29 protein-coding genes, 2 tRNA genes, 1 pseudogene and 1 riboswitch are annotated in these 26,157 nt (G+C 44.1%); of the genes and pseudogenes, 21 read left to right on the top strand and 11 right to left on the bottom strand.

The features are described 5' to 3' along the window. Positions 1 to 173: 173 nt before the first annotated feature. The 4 genes from ACTRDR_RS05975 to ACTRDR_RS05960 all read left to right on the top strand — a co-directional run bounded on the left by ACTRDR_RS05975 (position 174) and on the right by ACTRDR_RS05960 (position 3,074). Positions 174 to 1,100, top strand: coding sequence for a hypothetical protein (locus tag ACTRDR_RS05975; RefSeq protein WP_440526491.1), 927 nt, complete (start codon positions 174 to 176; stop codon positions 1,098 to 1,100). A 38-nt stretch (positions 1,101 to 1,138) separates the two neighbouring features. Then, the gene (locus tag ACTRDR_RS05970; protein WP_440526490.1) at positions 1,139 to 1,438 is read left to right on the top strand and encodes a Dabb family protein; all 300 of its coding nucleotides are present in this window, start codon (positions 1,139 to 1,141) and stop codon (positions 1,436 to 1,438) included. Positions 1,439 to 1,771: 333 nt separating this feature from the next. Continuing rightward, complete coding sequence (locus ACTRDR_RS05965) at positions 1,772 to 2,290, top strand: GNAT family N-acetyltransferase (RefSeq protein WP_176865296.1); 519 nt, start codon at positions 1,772 to 1,774, stop codon at positions 2,288 to 2,290. A gap of 226 nt (positions 2,291 to 2,516) precedes the next feature. Continuing rightward, positions 2,517 to 3,074 carry an NUDIX domain-containing protein gene (locus ACTRDR_RS05960; RefSeq protein WP_176865116.1) on the top strand — a complete coding sequence of 186 codons (558 nt, stop codon included), beginning with the start codon at positions 2,517 to 2,519 and terminating at the stop codon, positions 3,072 to 3,074. A 195-nt stretch (positions 3,075 to 3,269) separates the two neighbouring features. Here ACTRDR_RS05960 and ACTRDR_RS05955 read toward each other — a convergent pair whose 3' ends face one another. The 6 genes from ACTRDR_RS05955 to ACTRDR_RS05930 all read right to left on the bottom strand — a co-directional run bounded on the left by ACTRDR_RS05955 (position 3,270) and on the right by ACTRDR_RS05930 (position 9,873). Then, entirely contained in the window at positions 3,270 to 4,103 is an 834-nt protein-coding gene (locus ACTRDR_RS05955; RefSeq protein ID WP_440526489.1) for a hypothetical protein, read from the bottom strand. A gap of 201 nt (positions 4,104 to 4,304) precedes the next feature. Continuing rightward, a complete protein-coding gene (locus ACTRDR_RS05950) occupies positions 4,305 to 5,900 on the bottom strand; it encodes an ABC transporter substrate-binding protein (RefSeq protein WP_440526488.1) in 1,596 nt (531 codons plus the stop codon). Then, positions 5,897 to 6,775 carry a carbohydrate ABC transporter permease gene (locus tag ACTRDR_RS05945; protein ID WP_440526487.1) on the bottom strand — a complete coding sequence of 293 codons (879 nt, stop codon included), beginning with the start codon at positions 6,773 to 6,775 and terminating at the stop codon, positions 5,897 to 5,899. The genes ACTRDR_RS05950 and ACTRDR_RS05945 overlap by 4 nt, the downstream gene beginning before the upstream one ends. 17 nt (positions 6,776 to 6,792) lie before the next feature. Further along, positions 6,793 to 7,686 carry a carbohydrate ABC transporter permease gene (locus ACTRDR_RS05940; protein ID WP_118669485.1) on the bottom strand — a complete coding sequence of 298 codons (894 nt, stop codon included), beginning with the start codon at positions 7,684 to 7,686 and terminating at the stop codon, positions 6,793 to 6,795. Between the two features lie 62 nt (positions 7,687 to 7,748). Further along, on the bottom strand, positions 7,749 to 8,855 hold the full coding sequence (locus tag ACTRDR_RS05935) for an ABC transporter ATP-binding protein (protein ID WP_440526486.1): 1,107 nt from the start codon (positions 8,853 to 8,855) through the stop codon (positions 7,749 to 7,751). A gap of 268 nt (positions 8,856 to 9,123) precedes the next feature. Then, on the bottom strand, positions 9,124 to 9,873 hold the full coding sequence (locus tag ACTRDR_RS05930; protein ID WP_440526485.1) for an FRG domain-containing protein: 750 nt from the start codon (positions 9,871 to 9,873) through the stop codon (positions 9,124 to 9,126). Positions 9,874 to 10,158: 285 nt separating this feature from the next. On the opposite strand from ACTRDR_RS05930, the gene ACTRDR_RS05925 reads away from it, so the two are divergent. The 9 genes from ACTRDR_RS05925 to ACTRDR_RS05885 all read left to right on the top strand — a co-directional run bounded on the left by ACTRDR_RS05925 (position 10,159) and on the right by ACTRDR_RS05885 (position 17,382). Beyond that, complete coding sequence (locus ACTRDR_RS05925; protein ID WP_440526484.1) at positions 10,159 to 11,697, top strand: alpha-amylase family glycosyl hydrolase; 1,539 nt, start codon at positions 10,159 to 10,161, stop codon at positions 11,695 to 11,697. A 218-nt stretch (positions 11,698 to 11,915) separates the two neighbouring features. Then, positions 11,916 to 12,578 (top strand): epoxyqueuosine reductase QueH, encoded by a 663-nt coding sequence (locus ACTRDR_RS05920; RefSeq protein WP_119623508.1) that lies wholly within the window; start codon positions 11,916 to 11,918, stop codon positions 12,576 to 12,578. Positions 12,579 to 12,738: 160 nt separating this feature from the next. Beyond that, a complete protein-coding gene (gene argS / locus ACTRDR_RS05915) occupies positions 12,739 to 14,505 on the top strand; it encodes an arginine--tRNA ligase (protein ID WP_117466683.1) in 1,767 nt (588 codons plus the stop codon). 8 nt (positions 14,506 to 14,513) lie between these two features. Then, positions 14,514 to 14,614: riboswitch (cyclic di-GMP riboswitch) on the top strand. A 95-nt stretch (positions 14,615 to 14,709) separates the two neighbouring features. After that, positions 14,710 to 14,844: a hypothetical protein gene (locus tag ACTRDR_RS05910; RefSeq protein WP_255713338.1), complete on the top strand. Its 135-nt coding sequence runs from the start codon at positions 14,710 to 14,712 to the stop codon at positions 14,842 to 14,844. Continuing rightward, on the top strand, positions 14,831 to 16,171 hold the full coding sequence (locus ACTRDR_RS05905) for an ATP-binding response regulator (protein ID WP_118538356.1): 1,341 nt from the start codon (positions 14,831 to 14,833) through the stop codon (positions 16,169 to 16,171). The genes ACTRDR_RS05910 and ACTRDR_RS05905 overlap by 14 nt, the downstream gene beginning before the upstream one ends. Before the next feature lie 5 nt (positions 16,172 to 16,176). Continuing rightward, the gene (locus ACTRDR_RS05900; RefSeq protein WP_145985593.1) at positions 16,177 to 16,344 is read left to right on the top strand and encodes a response regulator; all 168 of its coding nucleotides are present in this window, start codon (positions 16,177 to 16,179) and stop codon (positions 16,342 to 16,344) included. A 215-nt stretch (positions 16,345 to 16,559) separates the two neighbouring features. After that, complete coding sequence (locus tag ACTRDR_RS05895) at positions 16,560 to 16,781, top strand: hypothetical protein (RefSeq protein WP_440526483.1); 222 nt, start codon at positions 16,560 to 16,562, stop codon at positions 16,779 to 16,781. A gap of 114 nt (positions 16,782 to 16,895) precedes the next feature. Next, complete coding sequence (locus tag ACTRDR_RS05890) at positions 16,896 to 17,120, top strand: hypothetical protein (protein WP_022153385.1); 225 nt, start codon at positions 16,896 to 16,898, stop codon at positions 17,118 to 17,120. A 10-nt stretch (positions 17,121 to 17,130) separates the two neighbouring features. Next, positions 17,131 to 17,382, top strand: a complete 252-nt coding sequence (locus ACTRDR_RS05885) for a zinc-ribbon domain-containing protein (RefSeq protein WP_117466691.1) — start codon at positions 17,131 to 17,133, stop codon at positions 17,380 to 17,382. A gap of 44 nt (positions 17,383 to 17,426) precedes the next feature. Here the strand turns inward: ACTRDR_RS05885 and ACTRDR_RS05880 are convergent, their stop codons facing one another. Further along, positions 17,427 to 17,756 carry an IS3 family transposase gene (locus ACTRDR_RS05880; protein WP_227061970.1) on the bottom strand — a complete coding sequence of 110 codons (330 nt, stop codon included), beginning with the start codon at positions 17,754 to 17,756 and terminating at the stop codon, positions 17,427 to 17,429. A 5-nt stretch (positions 17,757 to 17,761) separates the two neighbouring features. Further along, positions 17,762 to 18,043 (bottom strand): IS3 family transposase, encoded by a 282-nt coding sequence (locus tag ACTRDR_RS05875; RefSeq protein ID WP_022153383.1) that lies wholly within the window; start codon positions 18,041 to 18,043, stop codon positions 17,762 to 17,764. An 88-nt stretch (positions 18,044 to 18,131) separates the two neighbouring features. On the opposite strand from ACTRDR_RS05875, the gene ACTRDR_RS05870 reads away from it, so the two are divergent. Continuing rightward, positions 18,132 to 18,860, top strand: coding sequence for a LytR/AlgR family response regulator transcription factor (locus tag ACTRDR_RS05870; protein ID WP_440526482.1), 729 nt, complete (start codon positions 18,132 to 18,134; stop codon positions 18,858 to 18,860). Further along, the gene (locus ACTRDR_RS05865) at positions 18,853 to 20,139 is read left to right on the top strand and encodes a sensor histidine kinase (protein WP_118545576.1); all 1,287 of its coding nucleotides are present in this window, start codon (positions 18,853 to 18,855) and stop codon (positions 20,137 to 20,139) included. Before ACTRDR_RS05870 ends, ACTRDR_RS05865 begins: the two co-directional genes overlap by 8 nt. 100 nt (positions 20,140 to 20,239) lie before the next feature. Here the strand turns inward: ACTRDR_RS05865 and ACTRDR_RS05860 are convergent. Continuing rightward, positions 20,240 to 20,416 (bottom strand): annotated as a pseudogene (locus tag ACTRDR_RS05860) (IS1634 family transposase); the annotation flags it as partial. A gap of 133 nt (positions 20,417 to 20,549) precedes the next feature. On the opposite strand from ACTRDR_RS05860, the gene ACTRDR_RS05855 reads away from it, so the two are divergent. The 6 genes from ACTRDR_RS05855 (at position 20,550) to ACTRDR_RS05830 (ending at position 25,527) form a co-directional block, all read left to right on the top strand. Next, the gene (locus ACTRDR_RS05855) at positions 20,550 to 20,702 is read left to right on the top strand and encodes a cyclic lactone autoinducer peptide (RefSeq protein WP_117466699.1); all 153 of its coding nucleotides are present in this window, start codon (positions 20,550 to 20,552) and stop codon (positions 20,700 to 20,702) included. Continuing rightward, positions 20,703 to 21,311: an accessory gene regulator B family protein gene (locus tag ACTRDR_RS05850; protein WP_117466701.1), complete on the top strand. Its 609-nt coding sequence runs from the start codon at positions 20,703 to 20,705 to the stop codon at positions 21,309 to 21,311. A 282-nt stretch (positions 21,312 to 21,593) separates the two neighbouring features. Further along, positions 21,594 to 22,208 carry a hypothetical protein gene (locus ACTRDR_RS05845; protein WP_117466703.1) on the top strand — a complete coding sequence of 205 codons (615 nt, stop codon included), beginning with the start codon at positions 21,594 to 21,596 and terminating at the stop codon, positions 22,206 to 22,208. An 87-nt stretch (positions 22,209 to 22,295) separates the two neighbouring features. Beyond that, complete coding sequence (locus ACTRDR_RS05840; protein ID WP_117466705.1) at positions 22,296 to 23,276, top strand: CHAP domain-containing protein; 981 nt, start codon at positions 22,296 to 22,298, stop codon at positions 23,274 to 23,276. A 331-nt stretch (positions 23,277 to 23,607) separates the two neighbouring features. Then, positions 23,608 to 24,840, top strand: coding sequence for a carboxypeptidase regulatory-like domain-containing protein (locus tag ACTRDR_RS05835; protein WP_440526481.1), 1,233 nt, complete (start codon positions 23,608 to 23,610; stop codon positions 24,838 to 24,840). A gap of 30 nt (positions 24,841 to 24,870) precedes the next feature. Further along, complete coding sequence (locus tag ACTRDR_RS05830; protein ID WP_117466709.1) at positions 24,871 to 25,527, top strand: hypothetical protein; 657 nt, start codon at positions 24,871 to 24,873, stop codon at positions 25,525 to 25,527. 411 nt (positions 25,528 to 25,938) lie between these two features. On the opposite strand, the gene ACTRDR_RS05825 is transcribed toward ACTRDR_RS05830, so the two are convergent. Both ACTRDR_RS05825 and ACTRDR_RS05820 read right to left on the bottom strand, forming a co-directional pair. After that, positions 25,939 to 26,012: transfer RNA gene (locus ACTRDR_RS05825), tRNA-Met, on the bottom strand. 22 nt (positions 26,013 to 26,034) lie between these two features. Next, positions 26,035 to 26,107: transfer RNA gene (locus ACTRDR_RS05820), tRNA-Val, on the bottom strand. Positions 26,108 to 26,157 lie beyond the last annotated feature (50 nt).

The raw sequence follows: 26,157 nt of genomic DNA, 5'->3' as shown, positions 1-26,157 counted from the left end.
AGTCGCAAAGCCGGGGCGTGACAGAAGGAAAAGCCAGGATAAGCCCCGAGGAAGTCGCAAAGCCGGGGCGTGACAGAAGGAAAAGCCAGGATAAGCCCCGAGGAAGTTGCAAAGCCGGGGCGTGACAGAAGGAAAAGCCAGGATAAGCCCCGGGGAAGTTGCAAAGCCGGGGCGTGACAGAAGGAAAAGCCAGGATAAGCCTCGGGGAAGCCGCAGTGGCGGGGCGCAATAAAAGAAAAAATAAGAATATGCCCGACGGTAGCTATAGGATCGGAGCAGAAGGAGGAAAAGTGAAGATTACAGACAAAAACATAGAAAGCAGAATAGAGGAAATTAATAAGGAACTGGAAAAAATAAGAAAAGTGGAGAAAAAGTTTCCACAGGGAGAACTGCAATGCTTCAAAAATGAAAACCGTTATAAATGGAAAATAAAGGAAGAGAATGGACTACGCTATCTTCCAAAAACCGAAAGAAATCAGGCAGAAATATTGGCATTAAAAAAATATTATGAATGTAGGAAAAAAGAATTGGAGAGCGAAGCCGCTGGATGGAAAGCTTATTTGAGAAAAACAGAAAAGATTAAAATAAGTTCAGAATATTTATTAAATCATCCAGAGTATGGAAGATTGCTGGCTAAGAATTTTAGACCATTGAACAGGGAATTAGAGCGGTGGCAGGAGGAACCATATGAAAAAAGTACAAAACATCCGGAAGATCTATTGGTACAGGGAACCCATGGGAAAATGCTACGGTCTAAATCAGAAGCAATTATTGACAGAATGCTGTTTCAAAATAAAATACCATTTCACTATGAGGAAAAATTAGTTTTAGATGGAATTATTTTATATCCTGATTTTGTGATACGACATCCAATCACAGGACAATATTTTTACTGGGAGCATTTTGGAATGATGGATAATCCGGATTATTGCAAACATGCCTGCGACAAAATAAAATTATATTGTCAACATGGTATCATTCCATCCGTAAACCTGATTCTTACATATGAAACAAAACAGTATCCATTGAGTGCAGACAAAGTAGAAATGATTTTGCAGGAATATTTTGGTTGTAGCAGAGGCAATGCCGTGATAGGATAAAACATATCAGTAATAGTAAGATAAGGGGGATGTGCAAAATGAAGCACCTGATCATTGTAAAGTTTAAAGAAAATGTATGGGACAGGGAGACCGAGGCGAGTAGAGAAATGCTTGCGGATATCCGTGGGATCTTCGATCGGACGAAGCAGATCGAAGGTGTCCATACAGTGAATATTTATGAAAATGTGACGCCGAGACCGAACCGGCATGACTTGATGATCGAGATGGAGATGGATCCGGAGGCACTGTCTGTATACGATGATTCCGCGGCTCATCAGGAATGGAAGGCAAAGTACGGGGAGTATATTCAGACTAAGACCATTTTTGATTACGAATAAAGTATATAATTTGATGAAAAGAAGAAAACAAGAATGAAGGAAAACAAGAATGAAGGAAAACAAGAATGAAGGAAAACAAGAATGAAGGAAAACAAGAATAAAGGGAAACGAGAATGAAGGGAAACGAGAATAAAGGGAAACGAGAATGAAGGAAAACCAGAATGAAAGAATACCAGAATCAGATCGGCAGGATAATTATTGCGGCAGCTATTGTGATTGCCGTGAATATTGATCGCAAATGCGCTGGAGCATCTGGGTGGAAGTATTGGTGCAGGGATTAACACGAGTACGAGTCAGATCAATTAACAGATGACAGAAGGGCTGGAGGCAGTTATGGAAGAATTTGATATCAGAGAAGCTACACCGAAAGACGCGGAGAAGATTATCACATATTTAGCGCAGGTAGGTGGAGAGACAGATTATCTGTCCTTTGGAAAAGAAGGGCTTCCTATTTCGACAGAAGAGGAAGAGAAATTCATACAGAATATAAATAAGGAGGAACATTCCGTTCTCTATGTAGTATGGAAAAATGGAGAGATCGTCGGAGATGCCAGCTTAAGCGGATTCCCTAGAAGGATGAGCCACCGCGCCGAATTTGGACTCTCCGTGGTAAAGTCGGAATGGGGGAAGGGAATTGGTAGTGCACTGTTACAGAAATGCATTATGTATGCAAAAGAACATACGATAGAACTGATCAATCTGGAAGTCCGAAGCGATAATATACGCGCTATTCATGTCTATGAGAAATATGGATTCCGAAAAATCGGGACCTCACCGGCGTATTATAAGATGGACGGAACATATTATGATTTCGATCTGATGGTATTAGACCTTAGAAGGCAAAGACAGTAGCTATCGATATTGCCGCAGTCATCAACGCAAAGGTCATTGAAGGGGCAGGCGGCAATATCGGAGCAGAACTCAGCACGATCGCGGCCCAGATGAATTAACAAAGAAACTCAGAGGACTGCAAAGAAACTCAGAGGACTGCAAAGAAACTCAGAGGACTGCAAAGAAACTCAGAGGACTAGAAGGAAACTCAGAGGACTACAAAGAAACACAAAGGAGCCATAACACCATGGAAATATTTGACATCGTAGATGAAAAAGGCATTCCCACAGGGGAGACCATAGAACGCACACAGGCGCATGAAAAGGGTGTCCGCCACAGAACCGCCCATATCTGGATCGTGAGGGAACAGGACGGAAAAGCCCAGCTGTTATTACAGAAGCGCTCCGCTGAGAAAGATAGTTTCCCGGGGCGGTTCGATACCTCTTCCGCCGGACATATTCAGGCTGGGGATGAGCCGGAAGAGTCCGCAATCCGGGAGCTTCACGAAGAACTGGGAATCCGGGCATCAAAGGAGGATCTTACATTCGCCGGATGTTTTGATATTCAATACGAAAAAGAATTCTATGGAAAAATGTTCCGGGACAATGAAGTGGCATTCGTCTACATGTACACCAAGCATGTAGATGCTAAAAAGCTTACCCTGCAAAAAGAGGAAGTGGAGTGCGTGGAGTGGTTCGATATGGAGGAACTCAATACTGCATTGCAGCCGCCCAGAGACCGAAGGTTCTGCGTTCCCATGGAGGGCTTTCGGATTGCTAAACGATGGTGGGAGAGCAGAAGATAAGGATTGCAGCACATGGAAGTATTGGAATTTGCTTTTGCAGCAAGCGGAAGTGAAGCTTGGACAATGTATGAAAATGCTAAAGTATAAAAGAATGCAGTAGACAGATAGGCAGAGTAAAAAGAGCCGCCCTCTTACGAGGACAGCTCTTTTATATTGCAATCTTCTTATTGGCGATTTATTGACGATGCCATTAAATTACTTCACAGTTACGGAAGTGATGTGAGGGTTCACACCTTCGTACCAGTACAGGAAGCCTTCCATATCAACGGTGTCACCGATCTTTAAGTTCTTTACTGCGTTGTAAACATCGGTGGTGTTGTCGCACAGATAAGACTCAACGGTGAAGGTATAGGTCTGACCATTCAGAGATACGTTGAAGTACAGGTCGTTACCGTCTTCGCCGGAACCGTCCCAGTTGTACAGGAAAGCAACGTCGTTACCGTCAGCATCCTGACCAGCAGCTTCTACGGTCATGCCCTTGAAAGCTACGAACTGGTTCTGGTAGTTGATCAGATCATCGGTACCTAACAGATCAGTCACATCGGTAACGGGAGCGATGTAGCTGCCCTCTTCGATCTCGAAGGTAGCACCTTCAGCGATCTCAACTTCACCGGACCACTCGGTCTTATAACCGGTTACTTTGATCTTGGTACCGGGTACCAGCTTTGCATAATCCTCTTCGGAACATACGGCATTATAAATGAAGTAAGCGCCGTCCTGATCCTGGGTGTACAGGGTAGCCTTGTCTTCCCACCAGGACTGTTTTGCCTGAACATAAGCCTCGATCACAACTTCGGAATCGAGATCAGCAGCCATGTACTCTTCATAGGTCATAACACCCTCGGACTTCTCATCAGCAACAGCCTCAGTAGCCTCGGTAGCAGCTTCGGTAGTAGCAACTTCGGTAGTAGCCTCAGTGGTGGCAGCAGCGGTAGATTCAGCAGCAACGTCTGCATTGCTGTTTCCACATGCAGCGAGAGACAGAACCAGAGCCATAGCCATGGTTAATGCAAGTGTCTTCTTTTTCATAATAATCCTCCATTCCTGCGCTTTGTGGCGCATATGGGTCTGTGCAGATACACAGACATCTCCTCAATTTATCCGGTGCGCTCAGACACCGAACAGTTCCATTATACCTGAAACACAAGATAAATCAAGGCTTTTTGCAAAAAGAGGCCCCATCCGCAGGAAAATACCATCAGAGGCTAACTTACGAATGGGGCTGAAAAATTACTTCTTTCTGTTTTTTAAATATTCCCGCCCTACATACAGCAGAATCAGAACCCAGGTGACAGCCAGTATGCTTAACAGGATCACGGAAGCCCGGGGCATGGCACCCAGTTCCTTTTTGCCGAAGGAGGCATCACTTCCCTGACCGAGACGGTACAGGCTCTCCACATCGCTGTAAAGCTTTTGGATGTAGGCATCGTCCACAGTTTCTTTTCTGCGGGTTGATTTCACTACATTTTCAATCAACTGTCCGGAAGCGTCGCGTAAGGATGCGGAACCGTTGAAGACCGGTGTAACGAAGGTGCTGTCTACGTTGTCAAGTAACAGTTTGGAAGCCTCAATCTTCACCGCATAATGCGTACCGTTATCCGCACCGCATTCGGACAGATACTCCTGATATTCTGCGGAGTTCTGTGCCTTAGAGGTTACAGGTACATAGCCTTCTGTCTCGGAATAAGCGATCTGCACATCGTTGGTGAGCAGATACTGGGCAAACAGCCAGGATGCCAGTACTTCCTGAGAGTCTGATTTATTGAAGACGCAGACGGAAGGACCCTGAGAGATCATTTTGGGATGCTCCGGGTCAAACTGGGGAATCATCCGTACGGCGGTCTCAAACTGCACCAGAGAGTCTTCGCTGATATCCGACAGTGGGGCATCCGTACCCATCCAGGTGGCTCCGGCAGTGGAATCAATGGCAAAAATACATTGTCCTGCATTCAGGAAGTTCGCAGGATAACCAGAAATCTTGAAGGTGGAAAAGGCACCGCTTTTTACATGTCCGGCAATACCATACAAAAGATCCGTGGTGGTATCGTTGAAAAGTTCAATGCTGCCGTCAGCTGTGGAATATCCCGCGTCCTTTTGCTTTAACATCTGGATCATCATGTTATCGGTGGACTTATAGATAAACGGGATCAGTACATTCTGCCCGTTGACTACATAGGTGCCGTCCGCATTTTTGGCGGTGGCAGCCTCGGAGACCTCCCAGATGAAATCCCAGGTCAGTACATCCGGCAGAGTATATCCAAGATTTTCCACGTAGGTCTTATTCACGTAGCAGGCTTCGGTGGAACGCATGTAGGGTACGGCATAGAAATGACCGTCGATGGAGCATTCATTCAAAAACTGCGGAATGACTTCTTCTCTGGTAGGACCGTCATAGGCAAGCTGTGTACCGCCCAAACCGTATTTCTCATCAGCAAACAGGTCATCCAGAGGAACTACGGTGTTCTGTCCGGTGAGGTAGGTGGCAATGTGATCCGGGTAGGTGATGCAGACATTGGGTGTCGTATTGGTGGAAATATTGGTAATGACATCGTTGTAAATCTTGCCGTAATCCGTGTATAGATTCAGGTTCACCGTGATATTGGGATACAGGGCTTCAAAATCCGCAATGGCTTTTTTGTAGATTTCCGTCTGGGTCTTGTTGGTATCGTTTTTCGCCCAGAAGGTGATCTCATAGTTCCTGGAAGTATCGAATTCCTCCGGAACAGTGAATTCCGGCAGCCCCTTGGAACCATGGCAGCCGGTCAGAGACAGGGACAGCCCGCCCAGGGCACATAAGAGTGCCAGCTTTTTGCTAAATCGACTCATCCTTTGGTACCTCCTCTGGCAACGCCTGCCATGACTTTTTTACGGAATACGAGGAACAACACCACCAGAGGAACGGAGATCACGACCACCGCAGCCATCATGGCGGGGATATTCTCTCTGCCGAAACCATTCTCACGGATCTCCTGAATACCATTGGATACCAGATAGTAATCCGGATCATCGGTGATCAGTCTGGGCCACACATAGGAGTTCCAGCATTCAATAACCTTCAGGATCACGATGGTGATCAGCGTGGGTTTGCAGATGGGCACCATGACCTTGCGCAGATACCGCAGATCGGAAGTACCGTCCACCTTGGCGGCATAATACAGCTCGTCCGGAATCTGTGCGAAATTCTCCCGCAGCAGATAGATATAAAATACGCTGGTCACGGAAGGCAGGATCAGGCCGGTGAAGGTATTACGCAGATCCAGGTTCGTGATAGTGGTGAAATTCGTAATGACCACCAGCTCGTTCGGAATCATCATCAGGGATAAAAATAACGTAAAGATCAGATCTTTTCCGGCAAATTTTAACCTTGCAAACGCGAAGGCCGCCAGGGTGATGACCACCAACATGATGGCAGTGGTGACCACAGTGAAAAACAAAGTGTTCCACAGGTATCTTCCCAGAGAAACAGTGGTAAAAGCGTCCACGTAGTTCTGCAGAGTGGGAGACAGAGTGAAAAACTTCGGAATATATTCCGCATTATAGGAGCCGTAGCTTTTTACGGAGGTCAGTACCATCCAGTAAAAAGGGAACAGCACGATCAGCGCCCACAGACACAGAAAAAAGTAGACGATCCCATTACGGATATTGCCGCAGATCCGGGTGCGCTTTTCTTGTTTTTTATAATCAGATGTAACATCAGACATCACAAAGACCTCCTTTCCTATACATAGTGGACATGCTTTTTGCTGACCAGCAGATTAATGCAGGTGATGGTCAGGACGATGGCAAACAGCAGGATCGCCGCGGCGGAAGCATAGGAAGGATATCCGCCGCTGTCGCCGTAGAGCATGTCGTAGACGTAACCGACGATGGTATTCATCTCTGCAGCATTTAGGTTCGTGCCGAAGAGCGCCACGGCATCACTGTATGCCTTGAATGCACCGATAAAGCCGGTGATGATCAGGTAGAATACCATGGGAGAGATCATGGGCAGTGTGATCTTCGTGAACATCCGGAAACGGGAAGTGCCGTCTACTCTTGCCGCATTGTAGTACATGGGGTTCACACTGGCGAGAGCACTGGTCAGGATCAGGATCTTAAAAGGCATAACGATCCAGATGGTGTAAAAGCACAGCACGAACATTTTCGCCCAGTAGGGTCCATCGATGAAATCCACGGAGCTGCCGCCGAAAAACTGGATCAGCAGATTGATCAGACCGTCGGAGTAAGGAGTCTTTTTGAAAAGAATCATGAAGACCAGACCGACCGCCAGAGTATTGGTTACGTAGGGCAGGAAAAATATGGTCTGGAACAGATCCCGCAGCGGTTTGATGGAGCTTAAGGCAGCGGAGATCAAAAGCGCCAGTCCGGTGGAGACCGGAACGGTGATGATGACCAGAATGAAGGTATTTTTCAATGCCTGTAAAAAGTACGGATCGTGGAGTACATAGGAGTAATTGTACATGCCTACGCCGTAAAAGGTCTGGGATGCGGAATTGTAACCCTCTTCAAAGGAGTACACGAATACGTCGATAAGAGGATAGATCATAAAAGCACCCAGAAACAGGAATGCCGGCAATAGATAGAGCCAGGCTTTCAGATTTTGTTTTTCCATAAGAAACCTCAATTCTTTCTGCAGCCCATGAATACCGCCGGACTGCAAAACCGGATAAAATATTAGAAACGGATGCGTTCTTCGGTGTCGGTGCAAAAGAGGAATACTTTTGCGGGCTTTAAGGCGAAATGCACTTTTCCGGTGGGAAGAGATCTGCCTTCGTCCGCATCAATGATGGAACGGATGGTAACGTTCTGGGACTTCTCATGGGTGGAAACAATGCTCACATCCCGGCCCATGACCTCCAGACGCACCAGATCGCAGGAGAGAGGTCCGTCCTCTTTTAAGACGAAGCCTTCCGGGCGAATGCCGACATGCACGGGCTGATCCGCTACTCCGGGAGTGGACAGGACAGCCTCGGAGCCAATGTATAACTGTTCATTTTTTACCTCACCGGAAAATACATTGATGGGAGGTGTGCCGAGGAACTTTGCAACGAACAGATTCACGGGATCATCGTATACGTTCTGGGGCTTGCCGATCTGCTGTACGATACCGTCCTTCATCACGACGATCATATCGGAGATGCTCATGGCTTCGTCCTGATCGTGGGTAACGAAGATGGTGGTGATCTGTGTCTCCTGCTGGATCCGGCGGATCTCTTCTCTGGTCTGGAGCCGGAGTCTGGCATCCAGATTGGAGAGAGGCTCGTCCAAAAGAAGAACTTTTGGCAGCTTGACTAAGGCTCTGGCGATGGCAACACGCTGCTGCTGACCGCCGGAGAGCTCATTGGGTTTACGCTCTAACAGGTGGTCGATCTGTACCAGCTTTGCTGCCTCCAGCACGCGCTTATTCATATCTTCTTTGGAAAGCTTGTCAGCACCCTTCAGATTCTCCAGGGGGAACTGAATGTTTTTTTCCACAGTGAGGTGGGGGTAGAGGGCATAGTTCTGGAACACCATGCCGACACCACGGTTCTCGGGCGGAAGTCCGGTGACATCATCTTCGCCGAAAAAGATCTTGCCATCGGTGGGTTTCAGCAGACCGCAGATCAGATTCAAGGCAGTACTTTTGCCACAGCCGGAGGGACCTAAGAGTCCGATCAGCTTGCCGTCAGGAATCTCGAAGTCGAAGTCATTCACGGCAATGACATCTTCGCGGTTCTTCCTGCCGCGGACAGGACCGCGTGCGGGGAATTTCTTGGTCAGATGCTGTAATACGATTTTCATGTGTATATTTCCTTTCTTAATTAATGAATCCAATGAATTCAAAATGGCTGACCAGTTCAGTCCGCGCCATTCGCAAAGCCGCGTTATCACGCTTTTACGTCACTTCGTGACTGCCTTTGCTCATAAATTGGCGCTCTGTGCATGAATATATTCGTTCACAAAATTATGCGAGCATGATTTATGTTCTCGGATATATTCATGACTGAACTGTTGCGCTAAATCCCATAGGAATCTTTCAAAATCCTACAGCGATTTGTAGCAAATGAACCTAAATCCCATAGGAGTCCTTCAAATCGTTGGATATATGATCCAGATCGGGGTATACGAAGCTCTCGGAGATGCCGAATACCCGCAGGCTTTCTATAAAGTATTGTTTCCGCCCGGAGGGAATAATGATCTTATACAGCATATTTTCATCACAGATGTCTTCCAGACGTTCCAGAGAGTTATGTACGGTGAAGTTGGAGTACTGGGAGTACATGCGGAGGTTATTCTCTGTGGAGCTGCAAGCCAGGATCTTGTTTTTCAATTCCGGATTGTGGTGGTTGTGTTTGAAGGCAGGCAGCAGCATTTCCTGTGTGGTGTCCGCATCAATGGGATAGATGCAGTTGCCGAAGCCTTCCTTCTCGTTCAACAGACCCGGTGTCAGTACCCAGACGCAGGCATCGGTGTCCGGAGTCTCTCGGTAAGTCTCCGTGGCGAAAAATACGGCGATCAGGGGAGACTGGGTCCAGTCTAACATTCTCGTGGGCAGACCGTAGTGCTGCATCAGGGAGACCCAGCTGGCGTAATTGTGTTTGTCGGGAGGATTGTCCAGGATCTGTCTCGCCCGGATATAGAAATCATTGGCAATATAGCGTTCGGAGTCCAGTCTTTTCTGGCTTCGTTGGATGGAAGGGATCAGAGTCAGATCCGCATTCTCTTCCCCGCGGAACCAGAGGCGGACGCCGTGCTTTTGGCGTAACGTGCTGACGAACTGCAGGAGTTCATCGATGGTGCTTACTCTTTGTGTTAACATGATAGACCTCGTTCTTATTTCTTTATCTTGGCTGGATGCCTGCGGATTGTTTCGTGCTACGCACTCTCACTTCTACGCTCCGCTTCGGTCCGTGCTAAACATGTGCCACTGGCACATAGCACCCTGCCCGCTATTCGCATATCGTGAAGCTTACCGGGGCATCAAGCCATTTTATTATAGATGGTTTTTCTCAGTTGTACAAGTAGCCATTCTGTGGTATGGTAAAAGAAAAAATACGGAAAACGTTTTTATAATAAAAATAAAGCACACAGGAAGGAGTACACTATGGCAAAATGGCTTGATAATGCAATCTTTTATGAAATTTATCCCCAGTCTTTTCTGGATACCAATGGTGACGGTATCGGTGATTTTCAGGGTATCATAGAAAAACTGGATTATATTAAGGAACTGGGATGCAATGCGATCTGGATGAATCCCTGTTTTGCATCACCCTTCGGAGACGCTGGCTATGATGTGGCGGACTACTATCAGGCAGCGCCCAGATACGGCACCAATGCGGATCTGAAGCGTCTGTTTAACGAAGTACACAAGCGGGATATGCATATCCTGTTAGACCTGGTGCCGGGACACACCTCTGTGGCACATCCCTGGTTTAAGGAGTCCTGTAAGGCAGATCGTAATGAATTTACCGATCGTTATATCTGGACCGACAGCACCTGGGGACAGCTGGAGAACATGGGAAGCCTGTGCGGTATCTCCGAGAGAGAGGGCTCAGTGATCGTGAACTTTTTCGCACACCAGCCGGCACTCAATTACGGATTTTATAAAAAGACGCAGGACTGGCAGCAGGATCCCGATGATCCGGGCCCTAAGGCAACGCTTGCAGAGATGGAAAATGTCATGCGGTTCTGGATCGGCATGGGCTGTGACGGCTTCCGTGTGGATATGGCAGGTTCTCTGGTGAAAAACGATGAGGACGGCAAGGGAAACATTGCTCTGTGGAGAAAGGTAAGAGCGTTCCTGGATGCAGAGTTCCCCGAGGCAGTGCTGGTATCCGAGTGGGGAGAACCGGACAAGTCCCTGCAGGGCGGCTTCCATATGGACTTTTTACTTCATTTTGGACCGTCTCATTATAACGATCTGTTCCGCTGCGAGGAGCCTTTCTTCTCCAGAAGAGGTAAGGGGGATGTGGCAGCCTTCGTAGAGAAATACAAGGAAAATTATGAAAAGGCACAGCGCAAGGGCCTGATCTGCATTCCTTCCGGTAACCATGATATGGATCGTCTGGCGAGAAGCATTCATGGGGAGGAGTTAAAGGTGGCATTTGCATTCCTCCTGTCCATGCCCGGTGCACCGTTTCTATATTATGGCGATGAGATCGGTATGCGCTATGTGGAAAATCTGCACTCCATAGAGGGCGGTTACGGACGTACCGGTTCCCGTTCCCCAATGCAGTGGGATCATACCACCAACGCCGGTTTCAGCGCGGCACCGAAGGAAAAACTTTATGTAAAACAGGACGAAGCCACTGACCGTCCCACGGTGGAGGCGCAGATGGCAGATCCGGATTCCCTGTATCATGAGATTCAGAAATTGATAGGCATTCGTCAGGCTCACAGCGCATTGCAGAGCCGTGGAGAGATCGAGTTTGTCTATGCCGAGGAAAAACAATATCCGCTGGCGTATCTGCGCAGTGACGACAAGGAGAAGATCCTGGTCATCATCAATCCGGCGGACAGAGAGGCCAGCTTCAACGGAGACTATGCGGTAAAGGAAGCTTTGTATACCTTCGGCGGGGAAACTGCATTTGCAGGCGGAAAGGTTACTGTGCCCGGGGGCAGCGCCGGATTTTATCTGTTGTAGGTGGTGGAATATATTTTAAAAGAAGTGGATGATCAGTCTGGCGTAGCGGAGGAGCTTTTGAAAAAATGATTGCGGTATCTCCAAAAAAATATGCTATAATGAACGCAGATCATGAACAGCGTCGCATGCATGCCTTGCACGATATGACTGTTTGCAGGAGATATTGGGTAAGATATGTGGAGTATAGATAGAGTATAGATATACGAAAAGAGAACCGTATGAATCAGGTAAATTATCAGAAAGAATTAGAGAAAATTTTAAATACCTTACAGGAGAAGGGCGAGGCAGCGTCGGATTACCGACCGCCCCGCCTGTTTCTGCATAGCTGCTGTGCACCGTGCAGCAGTTATTGTCTGGAATATCTGTGCCGTTATTTTTTGATCACGGTATTTTATTACAATCCCAACATTTCCTTTTCGGAAGAATATCGAAAGCGTGTGGCGGAGCAGAAGCGTCTGATCGCAGCTTATAATAAAGAAGAAAAGGGATGGCCCATCGACATCGTGGAGGGAGATTATGAACCGGAGCGTTTTTATGAGATGGCGAAGGGCTACGAGAACTGTCCCGAAGGGGGAGAGAGGTGTTTTCGCTGCTTCGACCTGCGGCTGCGCAGGACTGCGGAGCTGGCGGCAGATGGCGGTTATGACTATTTTGCCACGACCCTGACCATCAGCCCTCTGAAAAATGCGGCGAAGATCAATGAGATCGGGCAGGCACTGTCCGGGGAATATGGTATCCCCTGGCTGCCCTCGGATTTCAAGAAAAAGAACGGGTATAAGAGATCCATCGAACTGTCCGCAGAGTATGAGCTGTACCGGCAGAATTACTGCGGCTGTGCCTTTTCCAAGGCGGAGCGGGAAGCACAGATTGCAAATGCGTAATTGCGTCTTGCGGGATGAGGAATTTTAGGATATAGTAGAAATATTGAAAACAGCGCAGAAGCGTGAGAGATAGAAATTGTGACTGCACAAGATATTCCGGTACATTACAGGAAGTAACGGAATACCGGCAGATTACTGAAAGGTATGAGGATTGACTGACATGAAGAAATTTTTAGAAATGCTGACAGAGGAAATGCAGCAGGCATTTACCGCAGCAGGCTATGACGGAAGCTTAGGAAAAGTAATGCTTTCCAACCGTCCTGACCTGTGCGAATATCAGTGTAACGGCGCCATGGCGGGAGCCAAGCTGTATAAAAAAGCCCCCATCATGATCGCAAACGACGTGGCAGAGCAGTTAAAAGACAGCAAGGTATTTTCCGAAGTGGTGGCAGTAGCCCCCGGATTCCTGAACCTGAAGGTCAGTGAGGCATTTTTGCTCACCTATTTACAGGGCATGGAGGCAAATGAAAAATTCGGTCTGGAGAAGCCCGAACATCCCAAGAAGATCATTATCGACTACGGCGGCCCCAACGTGGCAAAACCTCTGCATGTGGGACATTTACGTTCCGCAGTGATCGGTGAGAGCGTAAAACGCATCAGCCGCTATGTGGGACATGAGGTTATCGGTGATGTGCATCTGGGTGACTGGGGATTACAGATGGGTCTGGTCATCACCGGTTTACAGGAGAGACAGCCGGAACTGGTATATTTTGATGAGAACTACGCCGGGGAATATCCCGAGGAAGCTCCGTTTACCATCAGTGAACTGGAGGAAATCTATCCCGCAGCCAGCGCCAAGTCCAAGGAAGATCCCGAGTACAAGGCAAAGGCCATGGAAGCAACCTTCAAATTACAGAGCGGTGTCAGAGGATATCGTGCTCTGTGGAAGCACATTATCAATGTGTCTGTGAACGACCTGAAGAAGAATTATTCCAAATTAAACGTAGAATTCGATCTGTGGAAGGGAGAGAGCGATGTCCATGACATCATCCCGGAGATGGTCGCTTATATGAAGGACAACGGCTATGCACACTTAAGTGAGGGTGCGTTGGTAGTGGATGTCAAGGAAGATACCGACACCAAGGAGATCCCTCCCTGCATGATCTTAAAGTCCGACGGGGCCTCTCTGTACAATACCACAGACCTGGCTACTATTATGGAGCGTATGAAGCTGTATCATCCCGACGAGCTGATCTACGTGGTGGACAAGCGTCAGGAATTGTACTTCGAGCAGGTATTCCGCTGTGCCCGCAAGACGAAATTGGTAGAACCCGAGACCGAGCTGAAGTTCTTGGGCTTCGGTACCATGAACGGCAAGGATGGCAAACCCTTCAAGACCAGACAGGGCGGTGTTATGCGTCTCGAGAACCTGATCAAGGATACCCAGGATGAGATGTACAAAAAGATCAAGGAAGGCCGCGATATGGAAGATGCCGAGGCGAGAAAGGTAGCGGACGTGGTAGCTATCTCCGCGTTAAAATACGGTGATCTGTCCAATCAGGCATCCAAGGATTATGTTTTTGATATCGACCGTTTCACCTCCTTCGAGGGAGATACCGGCCCCTACATCCTGTATACCATTGTGCGAATCAAGTCTATTTTGAATAAATACAAGGAGCAGGGCGGAGACCTGACCGCTGTAAAATTACAGCAGCCCGGTAATGCGTCCGAGAAAGAGCTTGCCATGGAACTGGCACAGTTCAATACCATGATCGCTACCGCTGGAGAAGAACTGGCACCCCATAAGGTATGTGCCTATATTTACGATCTTGCCAATGCGTTCAACCACTTCTACCATGAGACCAAGATCTTAGGTGAAGAGAATGAGGAGCGTAAGCAGGGACTGGTAGCACTTTTAGTGCTGACCAGAGATATCCTGGAGACCTGTATTGATATGCTGGGATTCGAAGCTCCGGAGAAAATGTAATAAAAATAATATCTATTTAGTAAACCCGCTGAAAAACGGGGACACAAAGCCAGATGGGTCTAAGGTCTGAACATAGAGAAAAATCAGACTATGACAGCCGGTTGCAGCAGATTCCTGAGTGTAGGGGAGTATGTTTATCGTGAGCCGTCTGTCAGTGCACATTTTTGGCAGACGGCTTTTATTGTGCCGTAGAAGGGGAAAACGATGTCTTTAAACTATGAGCAGAACGAAAATGACATCCTGAATAAATTATTGCCGGAATATAGACAGCATTCTGTACAAAGAAAAAGCAATCCAGAAGCAGTTACAGGACACATTGGAGAAAGTGAAGCTGAGTAACGAGATCATTTCCTCCATCGCCAGAACTTACCAGTATATTTCACGGATCGATATTCAGGCAGATTATTTCGAAGAGATCAATAACCGGGATACCGAGCATCTGAAGTTCACGAAATCGGGAAAGCTGTCGGAAAGCAATGAAAAGGTATGCAGACAATACGTGGCGGAGGAGTATCAGGAGGCATTTTTCAAATTTGTGGATCTGAAGACCCTGCCGGAACGCATGAAGAATGAAGAGACGTTAGTCCTAGAATACCGGATGAAGGATGGCGACTGGCACAGACTCCGTTTTGTGGAAAAAAAGAGAGACGAAAACGGTGTACTGACCCATGTGCTCTGCCTGATCCGCAGCATCAGCGATACCAAGAAGTGGGAACATGAACTGATGTATCAGGTGGAGGAAGCCAGGAAGGCAGCAGCTTTGAAGGCCCGTTTCCTGTCAAATATGAGTCATGATATCCGGACACCCATGAATGGCATTATCGGCACGCTGAATCTGGCAAACCGTTATCCGGATGATCTGGAGGTACAGAGAAAGTGCCGGGAACAGATCATGACTTCATCGAAGTATCTGGTCTCTATCGTGAATGATATTCTGGATATGAACAAACTGGAGTCGGGAGGTGTAGTGGAACAGGAGATTCCGTTTAATCTGGCAGAACTGCTGAACCGGGTTAACCTCGGCAAGCAGAAGCAGGCGGCAGAAAAGAATGTGGAATATATTGTTGACTGGGAACAGAGTGATATCCGCCATATGGATCTGGCAGGGAATCCAATCTATGTGGAGAGACTGCTGACCAATATTTCTGATAATGCGGTTAAATTTACCGGACCGGGCGGCAGTGTACGTGTCTGGTGTGCAGAAAAATATGCGGACGAGGAGCGGGTAGTCTATGAATTCGGCTGTGCCGATACTGGTATCGGCATGAGTGAAACCTTTCTGGAACATGCTTTTGAACCGTTCACGCAGGAGAATGAGACCAGCAGATCCAGGTACGAAGGCACAGGACTGGGACTTGCCATTGCAAAGAAAATCGTGGACAGGCTGGATGGAGACATTGCCATAGAGAGTAAAAAAGGCGTCGGAACTACTGTGACCATGACACTTCCGTTCAAAATCGGGGAACCGGTGGAGAAGGAGAAGAACGTAAACTATGAGGAAATCCCGGTGGAAGGTCTGCGGGCGCTGTTAGCAGAGGACAATGAACTCAACATGGAGATCACAAAATTCATGCTGGAGGATTACGGGATCCACGTAGAGTGCGCTGCAGACGGAGAAGAGGCGGTACAAAAGTTCAAAAATCTGAGCTGGGATATTACGATGTGATCTTCATGGACATTATGATGCCGAAGCTAAATGGCTGGGATGCCACCCGCAGGATCCGGTCCATGAAACGGTCGGATGCCGGAAATGTCCCCATCATTGCCATGAGCGCCAATGCCTTTGCGGAAGACATTATCAACAGCCGATGGATGAAAAGAAGCTGTTGGAAACAGTGAAGGAATGCATTATGTTCCGGGACCATTCCTGAAGAAACAGCATAGAAACAGCCTAGAAAAGGGCAGAGGATATCCTCTGTCCTTTTCCTATATTAGGATGACTTATCGTGCAACATTACGTACTGAAAATGGTGGGACAACCGGATATAATAGCTACAAAGACAGGAGTTTTTTCTGTGAAGCATGTGGCCTACATTATGGAAAGGAGAAAAATTATGATTTCATTTATATTGTGTCTGTTGCTGTTAACCATTTTATTCGGAATCGCATATAAGATTACCGGGGCAATTTTAAAGGCCTGTGTGTGGCTGCTGATCCTGTTGCCCATCGGCCTCATCCTGTCGGGCGTGGGAGTGATCTTCTGCTGTACAATCATTTTAATACCGGTAGGGATCGGAATTATCAAGGCCGGGATCTGGATGATATTGCCGGGGTAAAGAAATAAAATGATAACAGACTGCCTGATGTGTGGTAAAATAAAGTTATCGCATATCAGGCAGTTTCATTATTATTGATATATAGTATTGATAAATCAGGAAAGGTGATGGCATATGGAGATCAAAAGTATACTGATCAAAGATACAACGAGAGAAGAGCGGATCCGCATTATACAGGAGGGTTTGAACCAGTGCGGTGGAGCCTGTGACTTCTGCAACGGTTGTGATAATCTGGGCGGTGGTTCCGTGGATACATTTTATGAACCGTACATTAACGGGGAGAAGGAACTGCGGCAGTTGAATGAGGAATACAGAAGCAACATGGGACTGGTGAGATAGGAGACGGGCTATGTTTTTCATACCGTGTATTAAGTGGAATAAGCACTATTATGTGCGGACAAGCTGCTGTAATACGCTGTATGAACTGGATCCGGAGATGGGAAAGGCCATTGCCCGGGGAGAGCAGGTACTGATTCGCCCGGAGCATTTGCAGAGAATTTCAAAAGTGACCTATGGGTATAACTATAAACATTGCAATTACTGTGGGTATGAGACAGCAGAAAATTTTGAGTATTGCCCAAAGTGCGGTAAGAAATTTTAAAAGCGAGAGGGGACGTGAATCTGTCTCGATTTCAAAAGGGAGTGTTACTCACAAGGACCATTGTCTTTCCAGGCACCTTTCCATTTTGGTTTTTCTGTGGAACGTTTTGGTAGATTCATAGTGTTCATCAGGCGGTCCACTCTGCCGAGACTGATGTTTATGCCATAATCACGTTCTAATACACGACGGATCTTGTAAGCACCAAGAGAGTTATCGTAATCAGTATAGATTTGTAAAAGGTGCTTACGAATCAACGGATTTTCTTTTGTACGAGGTGCTAAATCTGAATAAAAGTGCTTGTAATAAGTACTGCGATTTATGCGAAGAACTCGACAAAGAGTTTTGATATCGTATTGATGACGCAGCTTATGCACGGCATCTAATCGTTGCTTGAGTGTGGCGTGAATATGGCAATCGCTTTTTTTAGTATTTGGTTTTCTTCTTCCAGCTGAGCCATACGTTTTTGAAGCTCTTTCACCTGCTTTGCAGTAAGAACTTCACCGTCATCAGTTTCAACAGTTGAATACTGTTTGACCCATCTGGAAAGAGCAGTTTGAGATACGCCGTACTCTTTGATAAGAGAGGCCTGAGTTTTACCATTGTGGTAAAGCTCAACGAGGGTTCGTTTGAAATCCTCATCGTAATGTTGTTTTGTGGACATAAAAGATACCTCCTTTTGGTGTCTATGTTAATAGTAAGTCTATTTAACCAATGTGTCCACTTTTATAAGTATAATGCAGGTAGTACACATGATAAGAATTGCTGTTTGTGATGATGAAAATGTAATTGTGAATCAGATAGAGCATATAATTTCTGAAGTATGCAAGCGGGAAAGCATTCCCGTGAATATTGATGTTTTTTACAGTGGTAGGGAACTCAAAAGGCAGGTTACATCAGGAACAAAGTATGACATCATCTTTTTGGATATTCAGATGAAGGGTGGCGATGGCATCACTGCGGCTGAAAATATACGGAAGGTGGATGATAATGTACTTCTGATTTATGTATCAGGCTATGATAAATATATGATGGAATTGTTCCGGTTGGATGTATTTGGATTTATAAAGAAACCAATCGATGAGGAGATATTGACAAAGACATTTCTGGAAACTTATCAGAGAGTCTGCAGTAAAATGGTCTATTTTACCTTTTCTTATAAGCATGAAGAATATAAAATTCTATGTAAAGAGATTTTATACTTTGAAAGCAATGTCAGGAAAGTTACAATATATACGCAAAACGGGGAGCATTACACATTTAACGGGAAACTGTCAGAGATAGAACAAAAAATGTCAGATGGAAAAATACCTTTTTTGAGAGTACATCAGTCTTATCTGGTAAATTATTATTTGATTAGATCAAGGACAAAAATAGAAATAACGTTGGTAAATGGGAAGAAACTGCCTATAAGCGAAGAACGGCAGAAATACTTTAACCAACAATACAGCCATTTTCTGGGAGGGGAAATCAATGTATAATCAAATAGAAGATATTCTATTAAATATTTCTATTGTTATCGCAACCGTATGGATTGTAAAAAGATTTTGGGGAAGCTTTTTTGAAGAAAAGCAGAATAGTATACTTTCTGTTTCTCTGTGGATTGTTTATTGCATATTCCAATTTTTCTTTGGTTATCATAATGGGCGCCTGCAAATTTTTGCAACCATTCTGAACATTTTACTGATTCTGTCCATAGCGATGGTTGCCTACCAAAGCCGTGGAAAGGAAAAATACTTTTTATTGGCTACATTCTATGCAGGCTGGTCGTTGATTGAGGTCTTTGTCTTTTCCCTAATCAATAGCTTTGACATAGGGGAAAGCCAGCAAAGGGATATTATTGGGTTGGTATTATCGAACATCCTGATGATCCTTTCTGTATATGCACTGTCGATGGTGGCAGAAAAAAGAAAGGAGAGTCCGGTACCGGGAAAATATTATTTTTTTCTCCTGTTGGTGCCAGTGGGAAGCATAGTCATTGCAATCAATGAATTTTGCTCAGAAGGAAAGTCCTTTTTTGCTGTTATCACTATCAGCATTCTTATCTTATTTAATGTCATTATTTTTGAATTGTATGTAAAAATAAATAAAGTTTTTGCTTATGAAAAAGAACATACAGTTTATGCCCAGCAATTTGATATGATCGAAAAAATTACGGTATCGCAAAAAAAGATGTTGGAGGAATTTTATGAGGACAGGCACAATCTGCTGAATAAACTTATTGTTTTAAAAAACAGCGTTGAAAACAGTGATAAAGAGTCTGTAATCAGAAACCTGAATCAGATTATCAAAAACAGCAATATTTCCGAAAACATTTCCAATACCGGCAACAGTACCATTGATTGTCTGATTAATTTCAAATATGCCGTTGCTAAGGAATACGGGATTACATTTCAGTTAAAAATATTTATTCCAGAGGAGCTTTCCATGGAACCATGTGATATTGGCATAGCACTGGGAAATGCACTGGATAATGCAATAGAAGCTGTCCGGGACTGCAGGCAGCACCAAAAGGTGATAGAAATATCCATGGGAGTGAAAAAGCAGGCGCTGGTCATGCTGATAAAGAATCCATATGAGCATGTCTTAAAAAACGACAGAAGCGGAAAATATCAATCCACAAAAACAGAAAGCGGCAGACATGGATATGGATTAAATTCCATAGCAAGAATTGCAGAAAAGTACCAGGGCGAAATTCTAGTGGAAGCACAGGATTCTGTATTTTGCCTGACCGTTGTTATGAATTTGCCGGAAAATTGACAGCTATTGCCGTATTTTTGACATATTAGGGATTATTTTGAGGGGAATATGATACCTGACTTTGGGAGTTGAATCTTAAAATATGGTGCTAAGCCACGGATTAAAACCTGTGGCTTAGCATTTTTTCTGATGTCTCCGTCGTTTAAAAAGTAGGAACTTAACGGCAGGCCGATAAGTGCTGAAAATTCTTTTATAAATTTAGAACCCCGTGCAAGGTTGATATACTTTCGGTCTGATATTTTACAACTCGGAACTCATGGATAAAATTAAAGATATCCTAAAGACGGATGACCGTTGTCATGAATCTACTGGAAAATTGACAGCTATTGCCGTATTTTTGACATATTAGTGATTATCTTGCGGGGAATATGATATGATTACAAAAATAGTTCATTAAGGGGGTATACATAATGAAGAAAAATGAAAAGAAAACTGTATTAGCAAAAGCATTAACATCCGTTGCTGATGGAATGTTATCAAAAGCTGCAAACAGCAGATGTGCACTCATATACCATCAGCCTAAACAGCCGGAAGAAGTGAGGAAATTCAGGAAAAACAAATAAATGAGAAAAGTAGCAAAGTTGTTGACAGATTATGTTATCAAAAAGAGCATGGTTGATGAAGCAGATCGGGAAGTCTATGAATATGGATTTGTCATAACCTTGGAAGTTGGGTTATTTTTGGTTGCAAGCTTGTTCATCGCACTGAAACTCGATATGGTCTTAGAAGGGATATTTTTCTTTGTGATTTTCTCACCATTGCGTTCCTATGCAGGTGGTTTGCATTTGGAAAAATTCTGGATATGCTTTGTTTTGTCATGCTTAACATATATTACTACTCTGCTTGTAGTTAAGAATCTCTGTTTACATGAATTTGTTTCACTTATTGTATTATTCGCCCTGGAAGTATTTGTGTATGTGTTATATCCAGTTGAGAACAGAAACAGGGAGATAAACGAAGAAGAGAACAAGTGTTTTAAAATAAAGCTGATGAAATATTTATGCTTGGATTTTTTTATCGGAATAGTTTGCACTATATTTGAAAAGGATAGCTACTTCTTGGAGCTAAATATAATATTTTTAATAGTTGTAATCACAATGCTGATAGGGAAATGCAGAAATCATTTGAAAAATGTATGTAAAAGCTATGTTCCAGGAAAAGGTCTCTGGTAGCTGGGTCAATGTGGAATCATGGGAAGATTCGAGCAATACCATAACAGCATCTGGCTTGGAAATATATCTGGTTTCCAGAGGTACATATCGAGTTACAATGACGTGTAGTGTTAATGGAGAAATTAAAACGGCAACATCGGCAGAAAAGAATTATCAGTTTGTAGAAAAATGTAATGTGTATTGCAGGTGGGGAAATCTGCTTTGCAACTATGGATGGGAGTGGTGCCCATGAAGAGTCTATAATGGCGAGAAATTTGAGAAGTGAAACGGAGGAGATTTTGAATGAAAATATTGACAAAAGTTATGGATTTACTTGCATTATCGGTTATCTTGTCTTTTATGATTTTGATGTTTTCAGGATGCCAGATGGCTTCCGGTACTCTTTCCGAAAAGGAAATTACTGTGTTTAACACAGAATTTTTCAATGGTGACATAACGAACATGAACAATATGCTGTTATCCAGCGAGTATAGTCAACCAGATGAAATTAACTTGTTTGAGTTATTTTATAATGGCGTTGGAGGAGCGTTTGGCGAAGTATCGGAGGATGAACTGTCAATGCTGACAGAGTTATGTAGTGATGCCCCGTATTTGGATATCATAAAAATCACAGCAAATGAAATGGATGCTTTTTTGCAGGAAAAAATGGGAATAAGTCTGGCGGAGACAAAAAAGACAGGCTTGGACAGTTTCTATTATTTGGAGCAATATGACAGTTACTATCTGATTATGGGAGACTCGAATTTTGATTGGTGTATGGTTACTTCCGGAACTTGGGAGTCAAATAACAAACTCATACTGAAATACGAAAAAGAGTATGAGGGGGGGCAATGGGTGGTCATTTTACAAAAGACGGATGATGGTTATTTGTTTATTTCTAACCAGAAGGCAGATTAAACAAGTTCAGACGAGAAAGAGAGGTATTTTATGAAGAGAAAAGAGGAAGCAATGAAAAAGTATATTGCGAGTTTTTAAGCTATTTGTATGATCTTTGTTATGGTTCCGATTTTGCCCGCAGAGGCGGCTGGCCTGGAAGATACAGAAAGGGTGGAGATACTTGAGTTGGTAGAAAGCTACATGGATAGTCGGGAAACAGCAGTCATGACCGGGGACACGGAAAGCTTGAGAACAGTGGCTGTCAACGGCATCGTGAACGATGAAAATGCTCACAGAATTACATTGTCCGAAAATAACGTCAGCGTTTCTGATATGTCTTTTCAAATTTCTGGGATTGACATAGAGGATACAATAACTTTTGTGACATTATATGAGAGCATGGAATATGTAGATGACGGTGTTGTGAAGACTGCAGACATTGAACACAACCTGACTATCATGTACGATGAGGCATATGATGTAGCCAAAGTAGTGTCTGACAGTTATAGGGAGACTGTGTCAGGATTCCAATCCTGTTCTTATGTTTCTGAAGAAATTCAAGCTGTTAGTGAAGCGTTATACAGCTTGAATTCCATAAATACTGATTATTGTGCTGAAATTGTCAGAGTTGCAGAATCCCAGGTTGGGTATAAAGAAAAGGCTTCCAATTCAGACTTGGATAGTTTCACAGCGAACGCCGGTTCTGCAAACTACACCAAATATGGTCAATGGTATGGGCTTAACCCCGCAGCATGGTGTGCAATATTTGTTAGTTGGTGCGCAAGTGAAGCGGGCGTATCAACATCCGTTATTCCTAAGTATTCTTCCTGCTCGACAGGAATGAAGAATTTCAAAGACATGGATTGTTTTTATTACAGTTCTGCTTATAACGGAAGCTATACACCTGAGGTCGGCGATATTTTCTTTACGGGCACGAGTACAACATCTAGTAGCCACACTGGCATTGTAGTTGAGGTGTCAAGCACACAGATTACTGTTGTGGATGGAAACTGGAGTGATAAGGTTTCGAGACATACGTACAATTTAACAGATAGCAGTCTTATAGGATTTGCAAGCCCGATTTATTAAACATAAATATTTGACATTAAAGTAGCACAAGGAGAAAGAACTTGGTTATATTGAGCAGATTATAAAAGGTAATGTAAACCGAATTATGAAAAAATCGTATTCCTTTCCATTGGGGTGAACGATTATATTTTGCTTACGAAAGCCCCGTCAAGGTTGAATTTAACGGCTTTCAGTCCGGTCTTGACTGATCTTCCGATGCAAAATTTTTGGTCACCCAAGCCAAAGAAAGGGGAGGTAAAGGCACAGCCTTGGAACACTTGATTTTACTGGAGTTGGGGTGATTTTGAGCGTATAAAGTTGACACTACCTATAAAAAATGGGAGGGTGAAATATGAAGAAAAGAATAATATCTTTGGCAATTGCTGTTATGTTCGGATGCTCTATTTATACTTCTGCTATTACTACATATGCAGAAGAAGCATGTGGAGAAACGGATACTGTGAGCAAGGGAACTTTACTTTATGAGACAGAGGTAATAACACAAAAAGATTATGACGAAGGATTCCAAAATTATGCCCTTTCTGCAGCAACAGTAGACTTGGCAGTAAGTATGCACACTTTTTCCAACAATAATTTGGCAAATGTTGTCGGTGTTGTAAGAGATTATGATACAGAAGCCTTTATTCCAAATGCTACAATTTCTGTAGATGGGGAAGTTGCGGTCATTACGGGTGAAGATGGACGTTTTCAAATAAAAAATCTCCCTTCAGGAACATACGATTGGGAAATAAATGCAGCAGGGTATTTTGCGGCAAATTATAGTAATTATGATGTTGACAGTGCGGATGGAACTACAATTTTTACATTCTATATAAATGATGGCTTTTCTGTTTCGCAGGATAGAGAAGAAATAATGCATGATATAGGAGGACAAACTGTACTGCCTTCTATTATAGATAGAGGAAATTTTGCAACATCATCTGTTGCCAGAGCAATGAGTTCTGTTCCGGATGTAAGCAATTCTATTGCGGTTTACTATAATAATCAAACAAAAACTGTTGATAGAGAGACATATATCTATACTGTATTATCTTCGGAACTTTACGGAAAAAGTTATTACACTGGTAAAGGACTAACTTCAACACAGGTTAGTGAATTGTATGAAGCACAGGCAGTGGCGGCAAACACCTTCTTAGAGTATGCGCTGAGTGTTTATTCGAATCATTCGGGTAAAGATTATAAGGTTTGCTCATCTTCTTGTTGTCAGGTATATGATCCTACTAAGGTTACCGAGGAGGCAATAGATGCAACGGCAAATATTTTTTATACTTCTGGAGGTAAATCTAAAACGGATATTGTAATGTATAAACCATCATCTACAACTTATGATTATATTTGGGGTGCCTTTTTCTCAAGCTGTAGTGGTAATGGAACAAAAGATCATTCTACGCATCCTGCTTTGAAAGCTGTAAGTTGCACAGATATTGCAACTGGTGCGGGAGGACATCGTTACGGGCTATGTCAAATGGGTGCCGCATTGCGTGCAAAAAATGGTGATTCCGCATCGAATATTTTGTTGTATTATTACACTGATTGCAGGATCATATCCTGCACATTAAAATAGAAAATGTGCCAGAAAGAGATTAAGACGAGTATGGGTAAGATGAAAAATAAGGTTTTGCCGGTCTCTGTTCTTGTGTTGTTTATGCTGATGTGCATCAATGCGTGTGGAATATCGAAATCCAGGGATAGTGCTGATATGGTCTCAGAGCTTAATAACAGGATTATAGAAAAGGTAGCAGAGAATTACGAAGAAGGTAACATCAGTGCATTAGATATTGTTATAGTTCGGATTGATTTTGGTTCTTTCTCGCAAGATAATGCCAGTGAAATATTCGTGTTATGCAAGATTTTGAATACCCCTCATGTTGCAGGATTGGATAAAACGGTGGGTATCCTTTTAGATGCTGATTCATTAGAAATGGTAGCATATAAGGAGTTTGCGGCTGATAAAGTAGTTATAAACTGTATTCAAGCGAGTGACGGACAAAGCAGAATATTGGTATCAAAAACCACAACATATCAAGGAATATCAACACAGGAAATTCAGCTTTTAGCTGTCGAAGGCAGTCAATGGGTAGAAATTCCGATAGATGCGCTAAAGATCATTGGAGATGAATCTTTTTATTATATGGATATAGTAGATGATTTGATTATTGTGGCATCTGAGGATAAATTGATAAGTTCTGAAGAAATCGTAGCAGTATTAAAGTGGAACCCTGAGACAGAGCAGTTTGTTTTGGAACAGTAACGGGTTTGGCGGTGTGCAAGTCCAAATTATTAAATAACAATGTGCATAAAGAAAAGCGGAAATCTGGCTATATTAGATGAAATCACCATGACCACTAATTCCTTTGTCTATCAGAATGCTGAAAGCGGTGATGCTAAAGTTTAATTTTTATTTAAAACCGTATTTTCCAAAGAGGGAAGAAGTTCGGCAACCGTAACTTTTTCCACGGAGTCAGCTTTCGTACCTTTTGTTTTAGGCTTCTTAACCCTGGTTTTAAGAGGAGAAAACCGGCGCATTTTAAACTCTGGTTTAACCATTATCACCGTCAGAAATCCAGAAGTAAACAAAAGTAAACATATTATTTGATACTTTGAGAAATCAAAAAAATCGGAAACGCTGTATTTATCAGCATTTCCGACCCTTTTAACCTAATAGCGAGAGGGGGATTCGAACCCTCGACACTGCGGGTATGAACCGCATGCTCTAGCCAACTGAGCTATCTCGCCATATGACCAACCGAAGTTGGAATGGAACCTATAGGGCTCGAACCTATGACCCTCTGCTTGTAAGGCAGATGCTCTCCCAGCTGAGCTAAGATTCCATTTCGTTGCTCTCGCAACCGACCTGTTCAGTATACAATGCGTGTCCCAC

The organism is Simiaoa sp., assembly GCF_051972595.1.
Lineage (GTDB): Bacteria > Bacillota > Clostridia > Lachnospirales > Lachnospiraceae > Acetatifactor > Acetatifactor hominis.
This window is presented reverse-complemented; position numbering and strand designations above follow the sequence as displayed.

Excerpts from the sequence above, each read along its gene's own strand:
- ACTRDR_RS05895 (WP_440526483.1), top strand. The coding sequence starts at position 16,560 with ATGATTTCATTTATATTGTGTCTGTTGCTGTTAACCATTTTATTCGGA.
- ACTRDR_RS05890 (WP_022153385.1), top strand. The coding sequence starts at position 16,896 with ATGGAGATCAAAAGTATACTGATCAAAGATACAACGAGAGAAGAGCGG.
- ACTRDR_RS05870 (WP_440526482.1), top strand. The coding sequence starts at position 18,132 with ATGATAAGAATTGCTGTTTGTGATGATGAAAATGTAATTGTGAATCAG.
- ACTRDR_RS05845 (WP_117466703.1), top strand. The coding sequence starts at position 21,594 with ATGAAAATATTGACAAAAGTTATGGATTTACTTGCATTATCGGTTATC.
- ACTRDR_RS05965 (WP_176865296.1), top strand. The coding sequence starts at position 1,772 with ATGGAAGAATTTGATATCAGAGAAGCTACACCGAAAGACGCGGAGAAG.
- ACTRDR_RS05865 (WP_118545576.1), top strand. The coding sequence starts at position 18,853 with ATGTATAATCAAATAGAAGATATTCTATTAAATATTTCTATTGTTATC.
- ACTRDR_RS05835 (WP_440526481.1), top strand. The coding sequence starts at position 23,608 with ATGAAGAAAAGAATAATATCTTTGGCAATTGCTGTTATGTTCGGATGC.
- ACTRDR_RS05940 (WP_118669485.1), bottom strand. The coding sequence starts at position 7,686 with ATGGAAAAACAAAATCTGAAAGCCTGGCTCTATCTATTGCCGGCATTC.
- ACTRDR_RS05885 (WP_117466691.1), top strand. The coding sequence starts at position 17,131 with ATGTTTTTCATACCGTGTATTAAGTGGAATAAGCACTATTATGTGCGG.
- ACTRDR_RS05950 (WP_440526488.1), bottom strand. The coding sequence starts at position 5,900 with ATGAGTCGATTTAGCAAAAAGCTGGCACTCTTATGTGCCCTGGGCGGG.
- argS (WP_117466683.1), top strand. The coding sequence starts at position 12,739 with ATGAAGAAATTTTTAGAAATGCTGACAGAGGAAATGCAGCAGGCATTT.
- ACTRDR_RS05945 (WP_440526487.1), bottom strand. The coding sequence starts at position 6,775 with ATGTCTGATGTTACATCTGATTATAAAAAACAAGAAAAGCGCACCCGG.
- ACTRDR_RS05840 (WP_117466705.1), top strand. The coding sequence starts at position 22,296 with ATGATCTTTGTTATGGTTCCGATTTTGCCCGCAGAGGCGGCTGGCCTG.
- ACTRDR_RS05850 (WP_117466701.1), top strand. The coding sequence starts at position 20,703 with ATGAGAAAAGTAGCAAAGTTGTTGACAGATTATGTTATCAAAAAGAGC.
- ACTRDR_RS05910 (WP_255713338.1), top strand. The coding sequence starts at position 14,710 with ATGTCTTTAAACTATGAGCAGAACGAAAATGACATCCTGAATAAATTA.
- ACTRDR_RS05955 (WP_440526489.1), bottom strand. The coding sequence starts at position 4,103 with ATGAAAAAGAAGACACTTGCATTAACCATGGCTATGGCTCTGGTTCTG.
- ACTRDR_RS05960 (WP_176865116.1), top strand. The coding sequence starts at position 2,517 with ATGGAAATATTTGACATCGTAGATGAAAAAGGCATTCCCACAGGGGAG.
- ACTRDR_RS05875 (WP_022153383.1), bottom strand. The coding sequence starts at position 18,043 with ATGTCCACAAAACAACATTACGATGAGGATTTCAAACGAACCCTCGTT.
- ACTRDR_RS05855 (WP_117466699.1), top strand. The coding sequence starts at position 20,550 with ATGAAGAAAAATGAAAAGAAAACTGTATTAGCAAAAGCATTAACATCC.
- ACTRDR_RS05830 (WP_117466709.1), top strand. The coding sequence starts at position 24,871 with ATGGGTAAGATGAAAAATAAGGTTTTGCCGGTCTCTGTTCTTGTGTTG.
- ACTRDR_RS05920 (WP_119623508.1), top strand. The coding sequence starts at position 11,916 with ATGAATCAGGTAAATTATCAGAAAGAATTAGAGAAAATTTTAAATACC.
- ACTRDR_RS05900 (WP_145985593.1), top strand. The coding sequence starts at position 16,177 with ATGGACATTATGATGCCGAAGCTAAATGGCTGGGATGCCACCCGCAGG.
- ACTRDR_RS05930 (WP_440526485.1), bottom strand. The coding sequence starts at position 9,873 with ATGTTAACACAAAGAGTAAGCACCATCGATGAACTCCTGCAGTTCGTC.
- ACTRDR_RS05970 (WP_440526490.1), top strand. The coding sequence starts at position 1,139 with ATGAAGCACCTGATCATTGTAAAGTTTAAAGAAAATGTATGGGACAGG.
- ACTRDR_RS05925 (WP_440526484.1), top strand. The coding sequence starts at position 10,159 with ATGGCAAAATGGCTTGATAATGCAATCTTTTATGAAATTTATCCCCAG.
- ACTRDR_RS05935 (WP_440526486.1), bottom strand. The coding sequence starts at position 8,855 with ATGAAAATCGTATTACAGCATCTGACCAAGAAATTCCCCGCACGCGGT.